Genomic DNA, 14,610 nt, shown 5'->3' with positions numbered 1-14,610 from the left:
CGCACATAACACCGAGAGAGGGGGAACCGATGCCGCACCGTCACACCACCTTCAGCAAATTCATCATCGAGGACCAGCGCCGCCGCGGCGGGGCCGACACCGACCTGACGGCCCTGCTCAACGACGTGCAGACCGCGTGCAAGTTCATCGCCAGCGCCGCCGCTCGCGGATCGCTGGCTCCGTCCGCTGGCCAGCCGGCGGTTCCGGCTCCCGAACCCGGCGTCAACGTTCATGGCGAGACTCAGAAGCCGCTCGACCTGATCGCCAACGAGATCATGCTGCGCACCTGCGAGTATGGCGGCAAGCTCTGCGGCATGGCGTCGGAGGAGATGGAGGAGCCCTACCGCATCCCCCGCGAATATCCGCGCGGCCGCTATCTGCTGGCCTTCGATCCGCTGGACGGCTCGTCGAACGTCGACGTCAATCTGACCGTCGGTACCATCTTCTCCATCCTCAAGGCGCCCGATGGCGTGGAGGAGCCGGAGGTGGAGCATTTCCTGCAGCCCGGTACGCAACAGGTGGCGGCCGGCTTCGCCCTCTACGGTCCGGCCGACATGATCATCGCCACCTTCGGCGAGGGCGTGCACGGCTTCACGCTCGACCGCGAAATCGGCGCCTACACTCTGACCCACCCGGACATGCGCATCCCCGACCATGTCTGCGAGTTCGCCATCAACAGCTCCAACGCCCGTTTCTGGGAGCCGCCGGTCCGCATGTATGTCGAGGAATGCATCAAGGGCAGTTCCGGCCCGCGCGAAGCGGATTTCAACATGCGCTGGATCGCATCCCTGGTGGCGGAGGTCTACCGCATCCTGATCCGCGGCGGCGTCTTCCTCTATCCGCGCGACGCCAGACCGACCCACAAGCCGGGCAGGCTGCGCCTTCTCTACGAGGCCAACCCCATCGCCATGCTGGTGGAGCAGGCGGGCGGGGCGGCCAGCACCGGGCGGCAGCGCATCCTCGACATCAAGCCGATGGCCCTGCACCAGCGCGTGCCTGTCATTCTGGGATCGAAGGCGGAGGTGGAGCGGCTGGTCGCCTATCACGCCGCCTACGACCGAGGGGAGGAGTTGTCCTTCCATGCCCCGCTGTTCGGCAGCCGGTCGCTGTTCCTCGCCTCCGAAACCGCGGCACTCGGCTGAGGGAGATCACACCATGTCGGCCCGTCATCCGATCATCGTCATCACCGGTTCCTCCGGCGCCGGAACGACCACCGTTACCCGCACCTTCCAGCAGATCTTCCGCAGGGAGAGCATCGCCGCCGCCATCGTCGAGGGTGACAGCTTCCACCGCTACGACCGGCGGGAGATGCGCGCCAAGGTCGCCGAAGCGCAGGAGGAGCCCCATTCGACCTTCAGTCATTTCGGTCCCGACGCCAACCTGTTCGAGGAGCTGGACGATCTGTTCCGCAGCTATGGCGAGACCGGCGGCGGCCGCTTCCGCCGCTATCTGCATGACGCCAAGGAGGCCGAGCCCTACGGCCAGGACCCCGGCACCTTCACGCCGTGGGAGGAGATCGAACCCGGCACCGACCTGCTGTTCTACGAGGGGCTGCACGGCTGCGTGCGCACCGAGCGCGTCGATCTCGCCCGTCATGCCGACCTGAAGATCGGCGTCGTTCCCATCGTGAACCTCGAATGGATTCAGAAGATCCACCGCGACCGCAACATGCGCGGCTATTCGGAGGAGGCCATCGTCGACACCATTCTGCGGCGCATGCCCGATTACGTGAAATACATCTGCCCGCAATTCAGCAGCACCGACGTGAATTTCCAGCGTGTGCCGACGGTGGACACCAGCAATCCCTTCATCGCCCGCGACATTCCGACCTCCGACGAGAGCATGCTGGTCATCCGCTTCACCCGGCCGAAGGGCATCGACTTCCCTTATCTGCTGTCGATGCTGAAGGACAGCTTCATGACCCGGCCCAACACCATCGTCTGTCCGGGCGACAAGATGGCGCTGGCGATGCAGCTGATCTTCACGCCGATGATCTGGCAGCTCGCCGACCGCAAGAAGAAGGCGTTCTGAGCGGGGCGCCGAAAAGACACCCATCGGGGAGGATACCAGCGATGAACGCATCGATGACCGCGGCCATTGAGGTCCGCGAACAGGACCGGCTTGCCGTTTCGCCGACTGAGTTGTCCGACAACACTCCCGACCGCGGTTCCGGACGCCGCCTGTTGGCGAACGCATTGCGCATTCTCGCCATCGATGCCGTGGAGGCCGCGAATTCCGGCCATCCCGGCATGCCGATGGGGATGGCCGACATCGCCGAGGCGCTGTGGCGGCGCCATCTGCGCCACAATCCGACCGACCCCGGCTGGCCTGACCGCGACCGCTTCGTGCTGTCGAACGGGCACGGCTCCATGCTGCTCTACGCCCTGCTGCATCTGACCGGCTACGACCTGCCGATGGAGGAACTGCGGCGCTTCCGGCAGCTCGGTTCCCGCACGCCGGGCCATCCGGAATATGGCGTGACGCCGGGGGTGGAGACGACCACCGGACCGCTGGGGCAGGGCCTCGCCAATGCCATCGGCATGGCACTTGCCGAACGGCTGCTGGGGGCGGAGTTCAACAGGCCGGGGCACCGGATCGTCGATCACCGGACCTTCTGCTTCGTCGGCGACGGTTGCCTGATGGAGGGGATCAGCCACGAGGCCTGCTCTCTGGCCGGCACGCTGGGTTTGGAAAAGCTGGTGGTCTTCTATGATGACAACGGCATTTCCATCGATGGTCCCGTCGCCGGCTGGTTCACCGACGACACGGCGCAACGGTTCGAGGCCTATGGCTGGCGGGTGATCCGGCAGGTCGATGGCCACGACGCCTACGCGCTCGACGCCGCCATCGACGAGGCGCTGACCCCCTGCGGCAAGCCGACGCTGATCTGCTGCAGGACGGTGATCGGCCACGGCTCCCCCAACCGGGCCGGTTCGGCCGAAGCGCATGGCGCACCGCTGGGCTCGGCGGAGGTTGCCGCGACCAGGGCCGCGCTCGGATGGACCGCCCCGCCCTTCGAGATTGCGGAGGAGGTGCGTGCCGGTTGGGACGCCCGGCGGCGCGGTGCGGCGGCACAGGCCGACTGGCAGGCCCGGTTCGACGCCTATGCCGACGCCCACCCGCAGGCTGCGACTGAGTTCCTGCGGCGGATACGCGGCGATCTGCCGGAGGGCTTCGCCAGTTCGGCCGATGCCTGGATTGGCACCGTCGCCGCGCGGGCGGAGGCGATGGCGACGCGCAAGGCGTCACAACAGGCGATCGGTGCGCTGGCAGGCCTGCTGCCGGAGTTGCTGGGCGGATCGGCGGACCTGACCGGCTCCACCCTCACCGACTGGCGGGGGAGCGGCGGGCGCCACCTTCATTACGGCGTGCGGGAATTCGCGATGGCAGCGGTGATGAACGGCATGGCGCTGCATGGCGGCTTTCTGCCCTTCGGCGGCACCTTCCTGGTCTTTTCCGACTATGCCCGCAACGGCCTGCGCCTGTCGGCGCTGATGGGACTGCGCGTGGTCCATATCTTCACCCATGACGGCATCGGCCTGGGCGAAGACGGTCCGACCCATCAGCCGGTCGAGCATGCGGCCAGCCTGCGTCTGATCCCGAACCTGGACGTCTGGCGCCCGTGCGATGCCCTGGAGACCGCCGTCGCCTGGCGCGCTGCGGTGGAGCGGTCGGACGGGCCGACCGCGCTGCTGTTGTCGCGACAGAGCCTGCCGGCCCAAGGAACAGGGCGTGCCGGCACTGATCGCGCCCGTGACGTGGCCCATGGCGGCTATGTGCTGGCCGACGATGGGCGGCCCGATGTGGTGCTGATCGCCACCGGATCGGAGGTGTCCATCGCCATGGAGGCTCGGCTGCTGCTCGCAAACCGGGGCATCGCCGCCCGCGTCGTTTCCATGCCCTGCTGCGAGGTGTTCGACCGGCAGGATCCGTCATGGCGCCGCGCCGTACTGCCCGACGGCATTCCCCGGCTGGCGGTGGAGGCCGGGGCAACCGGGCTGTGGCGCGCCACCGTCGGGCTCGCCGGCGATGTGGTGGGCCTCGACCGTTACGGCGAGTCCGCTCCCGCCGCAGACCTCTACCGCCATTTCGGCATCACGGCCGACGCAGTGGCGGACCGCGCCCAACGCCTTTGCGTCCCCCTGTCCTGAACCGGAGACCTCCCCGATGGCCCTGATCTCCCTTCGGCAGCTCCTCGACCATGCGGCCCAGCATGGCTATGGCGTGCCGGCCTTCAACATCAACAACATGGAACAGATCCAGGCGATCATGCAGGCGGCGGACGATTGCGCGAGCCCGGTGATCCTCCAGGCGTCGGCCGGAGCGCGCAAATATGCCGGCGAGCCGTTCCTGCGCCATATGGTCCAGGCGGCGGCGGAGATGTGGCCGCATATTCCCGTCTGCCTGCATCAGGACCATGGGGCCAGCCCGGCGGTCTGCCAGCAGGCCATCCGTTCCGGCTTCACCAGCGTGATGATGGACGGCTCGCTGCTGGACGACATGAAGACACCGGCCGGTTACGACTACAACATCCGCGTCACCCGGCAGGTGGTGGAGCAGGCGCACGCCGTCGGCGTTTCGGTGGAGGGCGAACTGGGCTGCCTCGGTTCGCTGGAGACCGGCAAGGCGGGGGAGGAGGACGGTTCCGGCGCCGCCGGCACGCTGTCGCGCGACCAGCTTCTGACTGATCCGGAGCAGGCGGCCGATTTCGTGGCGCGCACAGGCGTGGACGCGCTCGCCATCGCCATCGGCACCAGCCACGGCGCCTACAAGTTCAGCCGCCGCCCGGATGGCGAGGTTCTGGCGGTCGACCGCATCCGCGCCATCCATGAGCGCATCCCCGACACCCATCTGGTGATGCACGGCTCCTCCAGCGTGCCGCAGGAGTGGCTGGAGATCATCCGCACCCATGGCGGTCGCATCCGCGAGACCTACGGCGTTCCGGTGGAGGAAATCCGCGAGGGCATCCGGAACGGTGTGCGCAAGGTCAACATCGACACCGACATCCGCCTCGCCATGAGCGGCAGCCTGCGTCGCGCGTTGATGACGCGACCGGAGGAATTCGACCCGCGCCGGTTCCTGGCCGAGGCCACCAGGGCCGCTCGCAGCCTCTGCCGCGAACGGTTCGAAGCCTTCGGATCGGCAGGGCACGCGGAGCGGATCGTTCCGCTTCCGCTGGAGCGCATGGCCGCCCGCTCCGCGGCACTGGAATTCGCGGCGATGGAGCGGCGGTCGCCGGCGGTGATGGCGTCGCATTGACGGAAGCGGCGCTGGTCGACAGTGCCCCGCATCCCGGTCACGCCCTCAACCGCTTGCTCGGCGGTTGGGGGCGTCATGCGGTCAGCGATGCCATGCTGCGCTCCCCCGATTCACTGTCTCATCGATCTTCCGGACGCGCCTGAGGCTGCCGGCCGGGACAAAATGGACGTATGTCATTAGCCCATCCGACATTCCCATCCGGCCAAGGCCGTGAATGATTTAGAATGCTGACATTCAGCAAAATATCGGTTAACGTGGCATCTGGTATACGAAACGCCAGGAACTTGAGATCGCGACAACCAGAAGCGCGAACCACCCAGCAGAGGCCAGAACCGTCGTGACCGCATTCCCTCCGATCATCAGCGCGACGCCGCCCGGCGGCGTTCCCACCCGCAGCATCCATCCCGGCTCCGGCCGCCGCAAGACGCGCGACCAGCAGAAGGGCCGCCAGGTCGATCCCCTCAGCCTTGACGAGGTGCGGGCGCTTCTCGGCGACCGTTCCCGTCAGCCGGATCTGCTGATCGAGCATCTCCACCTGCTTCAGGACCATTACGGCTGCCTGCATGCCCGCCACCTCGTCGCCTTGGCGAAGGAGATGAAGCTGGCGATGGTCGAGGTGTTCGAAGTGGCGTCCTTCTACGCCCATTTCGACATCGTGATGGACGGAGAGCCGGCTCCGCCGAAGCTGACCATCCGTGTGTGCGACTCCCTGAGCTGTGCGCTGGCCGGGGCCGAACAGCTGCATGAGGCGCTGAAGGCCGGCGTCGACGAGTGCGAGGTCCGCGTCGTGCGCGCGCCCTGCATGGGCGGCTGCAACAATGCCCCCGTCGTGGCGATCGGCCATGCCCCGCACGAGAACGCGACGGTCGAGAGCGTGCTCGACGCCGTGGCCCATGGCCATGTCCACCCCGACATTCCCGACTATCTGGGCTTCGACGACTACATCCGCGGCGGCGGCTACAAGATGCTGGCCGAATGCCTGAACGGTGCACGCGACGTCGATGCCGTGCTGAAGGGGCTGGAGGATTCCAGCATCCGCGGCCTGGGCGGCGCCGGTTTCCCCACCGGCCTTAAATGGCGCTATGTCCGGGCGGAGCCGGGGCCGCGCATGATGGCGATCAACGGCGACGAGGGCGAGCCCGGCACCTTCAAGGACCGCTTCCATCTGGAGCGCGACCCGCATCGCTTCCTGGAAGGGATGCTGATCGGCGCCTGGACGGTCGAGGCGACCGACGTCTACATCTACCTGCGCGACGAATACCCGCAATGCCGGGAAATCCTGCTGCGCGAAATCCCGAAGGTCGAGGTTGCCGGCTTCGCCCGCCACACCCGCATCCATCTCCGCCGCGGTGCCGGCGCCTACATCTGCGGCGAGGAGTCGGCGATGCTGGAAAGCATCGAGGGCAAGCGCGGGCTGCCCCGGCACAAGCCGCCCTTCCCATCGGTGGTCGGCCTGTTCGGCCGCCCGACGCTGATCAACAACATCGAGACGGTGTTCTGGGTCCGCGAGATCCTGGAGAAGGGCGGAGCGTGGTTCGCCAGCCATGGCCTGAACGGCCGCAGGGGGCTGCGTACCTTTTCGGTCTCCGGTCGGGTCAACGAGCCGGGGGTCAAGCTGGCCCCGGCCGGCATCACCCTGCAGGAACTGATCGACCAGTATTGCGGCGGCATGGCCGACGGCCACACGCTGAAGGGCTATCTGCCCGGCGGTCCGTCGGGCGGCATCCTGCCGGCGTCGATGGCGAACATTCCGCTCGATTTCGGCACGCTGGAGGCACACGGGTCCTTCATCGGTTCGGCCGCCGTCGTCGTGCTGTCCGACAAGGACAACATGCGCGACGTGGCGCTCAACCTGCTGAAATTCTTCGAGGATGAAAGCTGCGGCCAATGCACCCCCTGCCGGGTCGGCACCGAGAAGGCGGTGCGCCTGATCGGCGAACCGGAATGGGACGAGGAGTTGCTGACGGCCCTCGCCACAGTTATGGGCGATGCCTCGATCTGCGGCCTGGGGCAGGCGGCGATGAATCCGATCAAGCTGGTGATGAAGCATTTCCGCGACGACTTCGTGTCGCGCCAGGGCAGGGCCCAGGGTGCCGCCCAGGACGCAACCGGATCGCAGGGGTAAGGAGACCGACATGTCCAACGGCATCACGTTCACCCTGGACAGCACCGAGGTCGAGGCGCGCAACGGCGAGACGATCTGGCAGGTCGCGACCCGGCTCGGCACCGAGATCCCGCATCTCTGCCACCGGCCGGAACCGGGCTACCGCCCGGACGGCAACTGCCGCGCCTGCATGGTCGAGATCGAGGGGGAGCGCGTGCTCGCCGCCTCCTGCATCCGCAAGCCCAAGCCCGGCATGACCGTGCGCACCGCGTCGGAGCGGGCCAAGGCATCGCGCAAATTGGTCTTCGAACTGCTGCTGGCCGACCAGCCGGATCGGGAGAGCGCGCACGACCCCAACTCCACCTTCTGGAACTGGGCCGACAAGGTCGAGATCGCCGGCAGCCGCTTTCCCGCCGTGGACCGGCCGACCAAGACCGATGACATGTCGCATCCCGCGATGGCGGTCCAGCTCGACGCCTGCATCCACTGCAACCTGTGCGTCCGCGCCTGCCGCGAGGTGCAGGTCAACGACGTCATCGGCATGGCGTCGCGCGGGCATCTGGAAAAGATCGTCTTCGATTTCGACGACCCGATGGGGCAGTCCACCTGCGTCGCCTGCGGCGAGTGCGTGCAGGCCTGCCCGACCGGTGCGCTGATGCCGGCGACCCTGGTCGACGAGAAGGGCGTTTACGCCAACGCCCCCGACCGTGAAGTCGACTCCGTCTGCCCATACTGCGGTGTCGGCTGTCAGCTGACCTACAAGATCAAAGACAACAAGATCGTCGCCGTCGACGGCAAGGACGGTCCGTCGAACCAGAACCGCCTGTGCGTGAAGGGCCGCTTCGGCTTCGATTACGCCCATCACGGCGACCGTCTGACCGTGCCGCTGATCCGCAAGGAGGGCGTGTCGAAGTACGACGTCGACATCGACCCGATGAACCCCTTCACCCATTTCCGCGAAGCGAGCTGGGACGAGGCGCTGTCGGTGGCCGCCGGCGGCCTGCGCAAGATCAGGGACGAGCGCGGCGGCAACGCGCTGGCCGGTTTCGGGTCGGCCAAGGGGTCGAACGAGGAGGCCTATCTGTTCCAGAAGCTGGTCCGCACCGGCTTCGGCACCAACAATGTCGATCACTGCACGCGGCTCTGTCATGCTTCGTCGGTCGCGGCACTGATCGAGGGCGTCGGGTCGGGGGCGGTGTCGGCCCCATTCATGGCGGCGGAAGATGCCGAGGTCATCGTCATCATCGGCGCCAACCCGACGGAGAACCATCCCGTCGCCGCGACCTTCTTCAAGAACGCGGCGGAGCGCGGGGCGAAGCTGATCGTCATGGATCCGCGCGGTCTCGCCATGGCGCGCCACGCCACGCACATGCTGCAGTTCACGCCGGGCCGCGACGTGTCGATGCTGAACGCCATCCTCCACACCATCATCGCGGAGGGGCTGTACGACCGCCAATATGTCCAGGCCAACACCGAGGATTTCGAGGCGCTGGCCGAGACGGTCAAGGATTACCCGCCGGAGGAGATGGAGAAGGTCTGCGGCATCCCGGCCGCCACCCTGCGCACGGTCGCGCGACTGTTCGCGCGCTCCAAGGCGTCGATCATCTTCTGGGGCATGGGGGTGTCGCAGCACATCCACGGCACCGACAACAGCCGCTGCCTGATCGCGCTGTCGCTGGTCACCGGTCAGATCGGCCGCCCCGGTACCGGCCTGCATCCGCTGCGCGGCCAGAACAACGTCCAGGGCGCGTCCGACGCCGGCCTGATCCCGATGTTCTACCCCGACTACAAGTCGGTCGAGGATCCGGAAGTCCAGTCCTTTTATGAGAGCTACTGGGACACCAAGCTGGACGGCAAGCGCGGCCTGACGGTGGTCGAGATCATGGACGCCATCCATGACGGCCGGATCAACGGCCTCTACATCGAGGGCGAGAATCCGGCGATGTCCGATCCGGATGTGACCCACGCCCGCGAAGCGCTGGCGATGCTCGACCATCTCGTGGTGCAGGACATCTTCCTGACCGAGACGGCCAAATACGCCGACGTCGTGCTGCCGGCCTCGGCATGGCCGGAGAAGGACGGCACCGTCATCAACACCAACCGTCAGGTTCAGATGGGCCGTGCGGCGGTGCCGCTGCCGGGCGAAGCGCGCCAGGATCTGTGGATCATCCAGGACATGGCGCGCGGGCTGGGACTGAACTGGAACTATACCCACGTGTCGGAGGTGTTCGCCGAGATGGTCGGCGCCATGCCATCGCTCGCCAACATCAGCTGGGAGCGGGTCGAGCGCGAAGGCTCTGTCACCTATCCGGTCGACGGTCCGGACCAGCCCGGCCACGACATCGTCTTCGGCAACGGCTTCCCGACGAAAACGGGCCGCGGGCGCTTCGTGCCGGCGCGGCCGATCAACCCGGCGGAGACGCCGGACCTCGACTACCCGCTGGTCCTTACCACCGGCCGCCAGTTGGAGCATTGGCACACCGGGTCGATGACTCGCCGGTCCAGTGTGCTGGATGCGGTGGAGCCGGAGGCGGTGGCCTATGTCTCCCCGCATGACCTCACCCGCGCCGGGATGAGGACCGGCGACTACATGCTGGTGTCGAGCCGTCGCGGCACGATCCGCCTGAAGGCGCGCATCGACGACCGTATGCCGGTGGGGCTGGTCTTCATCCCCTTCGCCTACGCGGAAGCGGCGGCGAATGTGCTGACCAACCCGCAGCTCGATCCCTTCGGCAAGATCCCGGAGTTCAAATACTGCGCGATCAAGATCGAGAAGGCACAGTTGGCCGAAGCGGCGGAGTAGAACCGGCCATGGCGGCGGCGACCCGCGACAACGCTTGCGGGTCGATGCCGGCGGTGCGTTCCCCGCCGCAAAGCGCGCCGCGGAAGCCGAGGTAATCGGGCGACAGGGCGGTCAGGGCCGGGATGTCTGCAACCCGCAGCGACCCGGCCAGCCCGGTCAGCAGGCAGTGCGCCCGTGTGCAGGATACGAAGGCGCCCAACTGCGCGTCCAGCCAATGATGGCGCAGGCCGTGACGCTTGCCGGCGGTGTCCAGCATCGCCCCGCGAAAGCCGGCGGCGGCGAACCTGTCGATGGGCAGGCAGCAGGGATCGCTGGGCCACAGATCGGCGAACAGCACGGCGATCATGCCCGCCCCCTCTGCAGCCAGCGGCGCGAGCGCGTCGATGCATTTTTCGGGCGCTCCCTCAGGCGCGAAGCCGATCTTGACGAAATCGACGCCGGTTGCGGCGACCCGGCGCACTGCCGGCACCAGGGCATCGGGCCGCATTGGGTGGTCGCCGACGGTGGCGCTCAGCTTCGGCCGTCCCGGTACATTTGCCAGATCCCGCACCGCCTCGGCGATGTCCCCGGCATCCCAGGCGCCCAGTGCGCCTGCACCAGGATCCTTCAGGTCGAGGATGTCCGGTGCTGCCGGCAGGATCAGGGCGATTTCCGCCGCGTCGGCGACGCTTGCCAGCCATCCGGTCATGACTCCTCCTTCGCGCGGTGCGTGGCGAGGCGGGCCATCACGTTTTCTCCCGTGCGCCGGTCAGCACCACGCCCACCCCGGCGGTCTGCGGGACGATCTCCAGCTTTTCCACCTGCACCCGGGCGAAGACCGCCTGCGGCGGCGACAGGCACAGCGCCAGCAGTTTCTCCGCCAGCACCTCCAGCAGTTGGATGTGCGGGCTTTGCGTGAAGGCTTCGACGCCCTTGATCAGGTATTCGTAGGAGACGACGGCGTCGAGATCGTCGACGAAGGGCCGGTTCGGCACCTCCACCGTGACGGTCAGGCTGACCCGCACGCGCTGGGTCCGGGTCTTCTCATGGTCCCAGACGCCGATGCGGAAATCGCCGACATAATCGCGCAGCACCAGATCGTAGCGGCGCATCAGGGCCGCCGTGCGCGGCGGCGGCGGTCGCAGGACGTTCATGATGTTGCTGTAGCCGCTTTGTGATTCGTCCGGCATTCCTCGGTCCTCCCCGCCGCCCGCTTACCGCTTTTGCGGCGCATGTTCCGCCAGCCGATGCTCGACCAGCCAGCCGACGCCGCGCGACCATGCGATCTCGGTGTCGCCGCGGATGTCGCCGCGCGCCGTTGTAACTGCCTGGCCGGTGCCGACATCCTCGACGACCACACCGATCCACAGGATCAGGCTGCTGACCTTGCGGACGATGCCGAAGACGACCAGATCGGCCCCGGCCGCCCGCGCGATGTCGCGTTCGCAGCCGTTGCAGGACCGGATCGCCGTTCCCGGCGGGACCAGTCCGGCGGTGGCCGCATCGCCGATCACGTCATACCCCTTGGCATCGAGGGCATGGCGCAACTCCGCGCTGACCCGCTTCAACCGCTCCGCATGCTCCGCGGATGGGGCTTCGCCGCTGCTGTCCTCCAGTTCGAGATCCAGCACCAGCGTCCGCGCCGATGCCGGTGCCGGTGCCGGCAAAGCGACCATCGCAACAGCGATGATAGCGGCTGCGGCCCACCTCCCCACATGATCCATCGGGCTTCTCCTTTTGCGCAGCGGTTCCGATTGCGCCGGATCGTTGGCGAGGCCATCATTCCTTCTATGCAACGATATTCCTCCGTCCTCGGACCCGCCTTCGCCGCGGCTCTGGCCATCGCCGTGGGCGCCGGATTGCCCACCGCTGCCATGGCGCAGGATCCGAAGAACCCCGACTGGCCCTGCCAGCAAATCCTTGTTCCCAGCTTGTCCCCGGCTTCGGTCTGGGATGGCCCGTCGCTCGACGGCCTGATGGACGAGTGGCAACGAGACCCTGCGGTCGCCACGCTGGTCCGGCGTGCCGCCGACGACAGTATCGATCCCGCGACGCTGGAACCGCAGGCCGAAGCGCTGGCGGGGCCGGTCAAGCAAGGCGCGGAACAGGAACACGACCGCAGGCTCGCCCTGGTGTTCGCCGGAACCTTCCAGACGCTGGACCGTCAGCGCACCGCCGCCATCGCCTCCATCGAGCGGTACGCCCAGCACCAGCGGGCCTTGCGCGACCGCATCGCCGCCAGCCTGCGCGACCTCGACGCCGCATCGGGCGACGCGGCCCGCGCAAAGGAGATCAAGGACGCCATTGCCTGGGACCGCCGCATCCTCGACGACCGCCGCCGGTCGCAGACCGCGGTGTGCGAGCAGCCGGCCCGGATCGAGCAGCGGCTCGGCCAGATCGCCCGGATGCTGACGGCGTTGCTGTCCTGAGCGGAGCACTCAATTCGCAACCTTCGATGCAGGGTTTGAGGATGCGGGGTTCGGCTCCGGTTCGACCGTGACCAGCCCGTGTCCCGTGGCCGTCCAGCCTTGGGTGCCGGCCGGGAACCATTTGACCGCCTGATAACCCAGGGCGACCGCGCGCTTGGCCGCATTCCAGCTCATCCAGCAGTCGGGCTGGCAGAACAGCACCAGCGGACGCTTGCGGTCACCCGCGGTCAGGGCCTCCAAGCCGGTGCGGAGATAGGCCTCCTGTTCGTCCGATGGCGCGCCGTAGCCGACATTCGGCAGCCAATGGGCGCCGGGAAGGCTGCGATGCGGTGGCGGCACCCAACGGCTGTCCGCCGTCAGACCCGCAGGTTTCGGTGGCGTCGGCAGCACGTCGATCAGGACGGCACCGGCCTCCGCCAACCGCTCCACCTCCGCCGCTCCCACCGTTTCGGCACCACGCAGGCCGGGTGGAGTGGGGGAGCGGTAATCGGCCATGCGATAATCGTCCGGTTCCGTCACCTCTGCCCGGATGGTTCCGTCGGAATTGACCAGCGGGACATGGTATTCGGCGAGGATGCGGTCGATGTCGCCCTGACGGCGGACGATGAAGTCGTTCAGCCAGTGCCGCCAGTCCGGCTCGTCCGGACGGAGGCCCATGGAGATCATGTACTGAAAGGGCGAAGCCCCCGGCTCGTCCATCAGCGGCACGACTGCCAGCGGCACCTGCTGCCGGGCGGCGAAATAGCCGGCAATCGGCCCCCAGACGATGGCGGCATCGGTGCGTGCCGCCGCCACGTCCTCCACCGCCTGCTCGGCCGGATGGTGGGCGCGCGTGTCGGTGTCGAGCTGGTAGGGCTCCATGTTGATCAACCCATGGCGCAGCATCACCGCAGAAGGCGGCGTGCGTGCGACGACGCCGATGCGTGCACCCTGCAGCGACGGATCCGCCAGCGTCTTCGCCGTGATTCCGGAATCCTTCCGATAGATCAGCGCATAGGTCGACCGGTAATAGGGATTGGTGTTCTGCATCAGCTCTTCGCCGACCGCGGTGCCCATCACCAGATCGCATTGACGGGTGCGCAGCGTGTTGCGGACGAAGCCGATGGTCTGCGGCCACCATGTGAAGGCCAACGCCACCTTCAGATCGTCGGCGATCAGCTGGGCGATCCGGTTCTCGAATCCCTCGCGGCGATCATTGGAGAAGGGAAGCAGGCTGGCATCGGCGCAGACGCGCAGCACCTCGGTGGGGATGCCCTCTGCCGCACTGGCATGCTGGCCAATGGACGCAGCCGCCGCGCAGAGCGCGACGGCCGGGTACAGGACACGCCTGGAACAGGAGAGTCGGCGGGTCATGCCGGACTCACGACGGCGCTTTGAACCGCTCGGGCCGTCCGCGGCCGATCTTGTCGTCCGAACGCGCCTTCAGATAGCGGTAGATGTCGGCGAGGTTGAGCATCACGTTGGGATCGGACCCGAAGGTCGGCATCACCTTGTCGCCGGTGGCGCCCATGTTTTTGCGGCCGTTGGTCACCACGTCGGTGAATTGCCAATAGTCCATCCGCTTCAGTGAATCGGCCAGCGCCGGCGCGAAGGACGAACCGAGCCCGTCCGGCCCGTGACAGACATGGCAGGACGAGGCATAGCGCCGATAGCCGTTGTAGGTCCCCTGGTCCACCTTGCCGTCCCGCACCGCATAGAGCGGCACACCCTGATCGTCCACCAGTTCCTCCGGGTCGGCGACCTTCGCCTCCTGCGCGGCGTTTCCGCCGGATGGCGCCTGGGTGGTTGGAGCCTGGGCGGTTGGACTTTGCGTAGCCGGAGTTTGAGCGGTTTGCGTCTGGTTCGGCGGCGTCGGGCTCTGCTCCGGTTTCTGTGCTGCATCCTGCTGGCCGAATGCGGTGCCGAGGGTCACGGTTGCGGTGAACCCGACGGCGGCGCACAGCCCGATCAGGTATTTGGGCATCTTGCTTTCTCTCCCCACTGCCTTCATGCGTAGGCGCCATCAGCCTGGAAATTGTGCAGGCGCCGGCCCCCAG

12 protein-coding genes are annotated in these 14,610 nt (G+C 67.3%); 7 read left to right on the top strand and 5 right to left on the bottom strand.

Annotation, left to right across the window (positions count from 1 at the left end; genetic code table 11):
- Window positions 1-29: 29 nt before the first annotated feature.
- The 6 genes from ABNQ40_RS03845 (at window position 30) to fdhF (ending at window position 10,166) form a co-directional block, all read left to right on the top strand.
- Window positions 30-1,142, top strand: a complete 1,113-nt coding sequence (locus ABNQ40_RS03845; protein WP_109047337.1) for a class 1 fructose-bisphosphatase — start codon at window positions 30-32, stop codon at window positions 1,140-1,142.
- Window positions 1,143-1,155: 13 nt separating this feature from the next.
- On the top strand, window positions 1,156-2,031 hold the full coding sequence (locus ABNQ40_RS03840) for a phosphoribulokinase (RefSeq protein ID WP_109047338.1): 876 nt from the start codon (window positions 1,156-1,158) through the stop codon (window positions 2,029-2,031).
- Window positions 2,032-2,072: 41 nt separating this feature from the next.
- Window positions 2,073-4,151, top strand: a complete 2,079-nt coding sequence (tkt, locus tag ABNQ40_RS03835) for a transketolase (RefSeq protein WP_199235209.1) — start codon at window positions 2,073-2,075, stop codon at window positions 4,149-4,151.
- 16 nt (window positions 4,152-4,167) lie between these two features.
- Window positions 4,168-5,259, top strand: a complete 1,092-nt coding sequence (gene fba / locus ABNQ40_RS03830) for a class II fructose-bisphosphate aldolase (protein ID WP_109047339.1) — start codon at window positions 4,168-4,170, stop codon at window positions 5,257-5,259.
- Between the two features lie 358 nt (window positions 5,260-5,617).
- Complete coding sequence (locus ABNQ40_RS03825; protein ID WP_109490637.1) at window positions 5,618-7,384, top strand: NAD(P)H-dependent oxidoreductase subunit E; 1,767 nt, start codon at window positions 5,618-5,620, stop codon at window positions 7,382-7,384.
- 10 nt (window positions 7,385-7,394) lie between these two features.
- Window positions 7,395-10,166 carry a formate dehydrogenase subunit alpha gene (fdhF, locus tag ABNQ40_RS03820; protein ID WP_109047340.1) on the top strand — a complete coding sequence of 924 codons (2,772 nt, stop codon included), beginning with the start codon at window positions 7,395-7,397 and terminating at the stop codon, window positions 10,164-10,166.
- Here the strand turns inward: fdhF and ABNQ40_RS03815 are convergent.
- Genes ABNQ40_RS03815 through ABNQ40_RS03805 form a run of 3 tightly spaced genes read right to left on the bottom strand, consistent with a single transcriptional unit; the run spans window position 10,126 to window position 11,869 of the window.
- Window positions 10,126-10,854, bottom strand: a complete 729-nt coding sequence (locus ABNQ40_RS03815; protein WP_109047341.1) for a (5-formylfuran-3-yl)methyl phosphate synthase — start codon at window positions 10,852-10,854, stop codon at window positions 10,126-10,128. The genes fdhF and ABNQ40_RS03815 overlap by 41 nt on opposite strands.
- 37 nt (window positions 10,855-10,891) lie before the next feature.
- Window positions 10,892-11,335 carry a dihydroneopterin aldolase gene (locus ABNQ40_RS03810; protein ID WP_109047342.1) on the bottom strand — a complete coding sequence of 148 codons (444 nt, stop codon included), beginning with the start codon at window positions 11,333-11,335 and terminating at the stop codon, window positions 10,892-10,894.
- Window positions 11,336-11,359: 24 nt separating this feature from the next.
- Entirely contained in the window at window positions 11,360-11,869 is a 510-nt protein-coding gene (locus ABNQ40_RS03805; protein ID WP_109047343.1) for a DUF3280 domain-containing protein, read from the bottom strand.
- 66 nt (window positions 11,870-11,935) lie between these two features.
- Between ABNQ40_RS03805 and ABNQ40_RS03800 the strand changes: the two genes are divergently transcribed.
- Complete coding sequence (locus ABNQ40_RS03800; RefSeq protein ID WP_247879470.1) at window positions 11,936-12,574, top strand: hypothetical protein; 639 nt, start codon at window positions 11,936-11,938, stop codon at window positions 12,572-12,574.
- A 9-nt stretch (window positions 12,575-12,583) separates the two neighbouring features.
- Here ABNQ40_RS03800 and ABNQ40_RS03795 read toward each other — a convergent pair whose 3' ends face one another.
- Together ABNQ40_RS03795 and ABNQ40_RS03790 are read right to left on the bottom strand one after the other, a co-directional pair.
- Complete coding sequence (locus ABNQ40_RS03795) at window positions 12,584-13,927, bottom strand: quinoprotein dehydrogenase-associated putative ABC transporter substrate-binding protein (RefSeq protein ID WP_109047344.1); 1,344 nt, start codon at window positions 13,925-13,927, stop codon at window positions 12,584-12,586.
- A 7-nt stretch (window positions 13,928-13,934) separates the two neighbouring features.
- Window positions 13,935-14,537 carry a c-type cytochrome gene (locus tag ABNQ40_RS03790; RefSeq protein WP_244592470.1) on the bottom strand — a complete coding sequence of 201 codons (603 nt, stop codon included), beginning with the start codon at window positions 14,535-14,537 and terminating at the stop codon, window positions 13,935-13,937.
- Window positions 14,538-14,610 lie beyond the last annotated feature (73 nt).

This window comes from Azospirillum sp. A23, assembly GCF_042938965.1.
GTDB classification, from domain to species: Bacteria; Pseudomonadota; Alphaproteobacteria; order Azospirillales; family Azospirillaceae; genus Azospirillum; species Azospirillum melinis.
The sequence above is the reverse complement of the archived record's forward strand: the minus strand, read 5'-3'. Positions and strand labels throughout refer to the sequence as shown.

Coding starts and splice junctions, on each gene's coding strand:
- ABNQ40_RS03845 (WP_109047337.1), top strand. CDS start 30: ATGCCGCACCGTCACACCACCTTCAGCAAATTCATCATCGAGGACCAG.
- ABNQ40_RS03840 (WP_109047338.1), top strand. CDS start 1,156: ATGTCGGCCCGTCATCCGATCATCGTCATCACCGGTTCCTCCGGCGCC.
- tkt (WP_199235209.1), top strand. CDS start 2,073: ATGAACGCATCGATGACCGCGGCCATTGAGGTCCGCGAACAGGACCGG.
- fba (WP_109047339.1), top strand. CDS start 4,168: ATGGCCCTGATCTCCCTTCGGCAGCTCCTCGACCATGCGGCCCAGCAT.
- fdhF (WP_109047340.1), top strand. CDS start 7,395: ATGTCCAACGGCATCACGTTCACCCTGGACAGCACCGAGGTCGAGGCG.
- ABNQ40_RS03815 (WP_109047341.1), bottom strand. CDS start 10,854: ATGACCGGATGGCTGGCAAGCGTCGCCGACGCGGCGGAAATCGCCCTG.
- ABNQ40_RS03810 (WP_109047342.1), bottom strand. CDS start 11,335: ATGCCGGACGAATCACAAAGCGGCTACAGCAACATCATGAACGTCCTG.
- ABNQ40_RS03805 (WP_109047343.1), bottom strand. CDS start 11,869: ATGGATCATGTGGGGAGGTGGGCCGCAGCCGCTATCATCGCTGTTGCG.
- ABNQ40_RS03800 (WP_247879470.1), top strand. CDS start 11,936: ATGCAACGATATTCCTCCGTCCTCGGACCCGCCTTCGCCGCGGCTCTG.
- ABNQ40_RS03795 (WP_109047344.1), bottom strand. CDS start 13,927: ATGACCCGCCGACTCTCCTGTTCCAGGCGTGTCCTGTACCCGGCCGTC.
- ABNQ40_RS03790 (WP_244592470.1), bottom strand. CDS start 14,537: ATGCCCAAATACCTGATCGGGCTGTGCGCCGCCGTCGGGTTCACCGCA.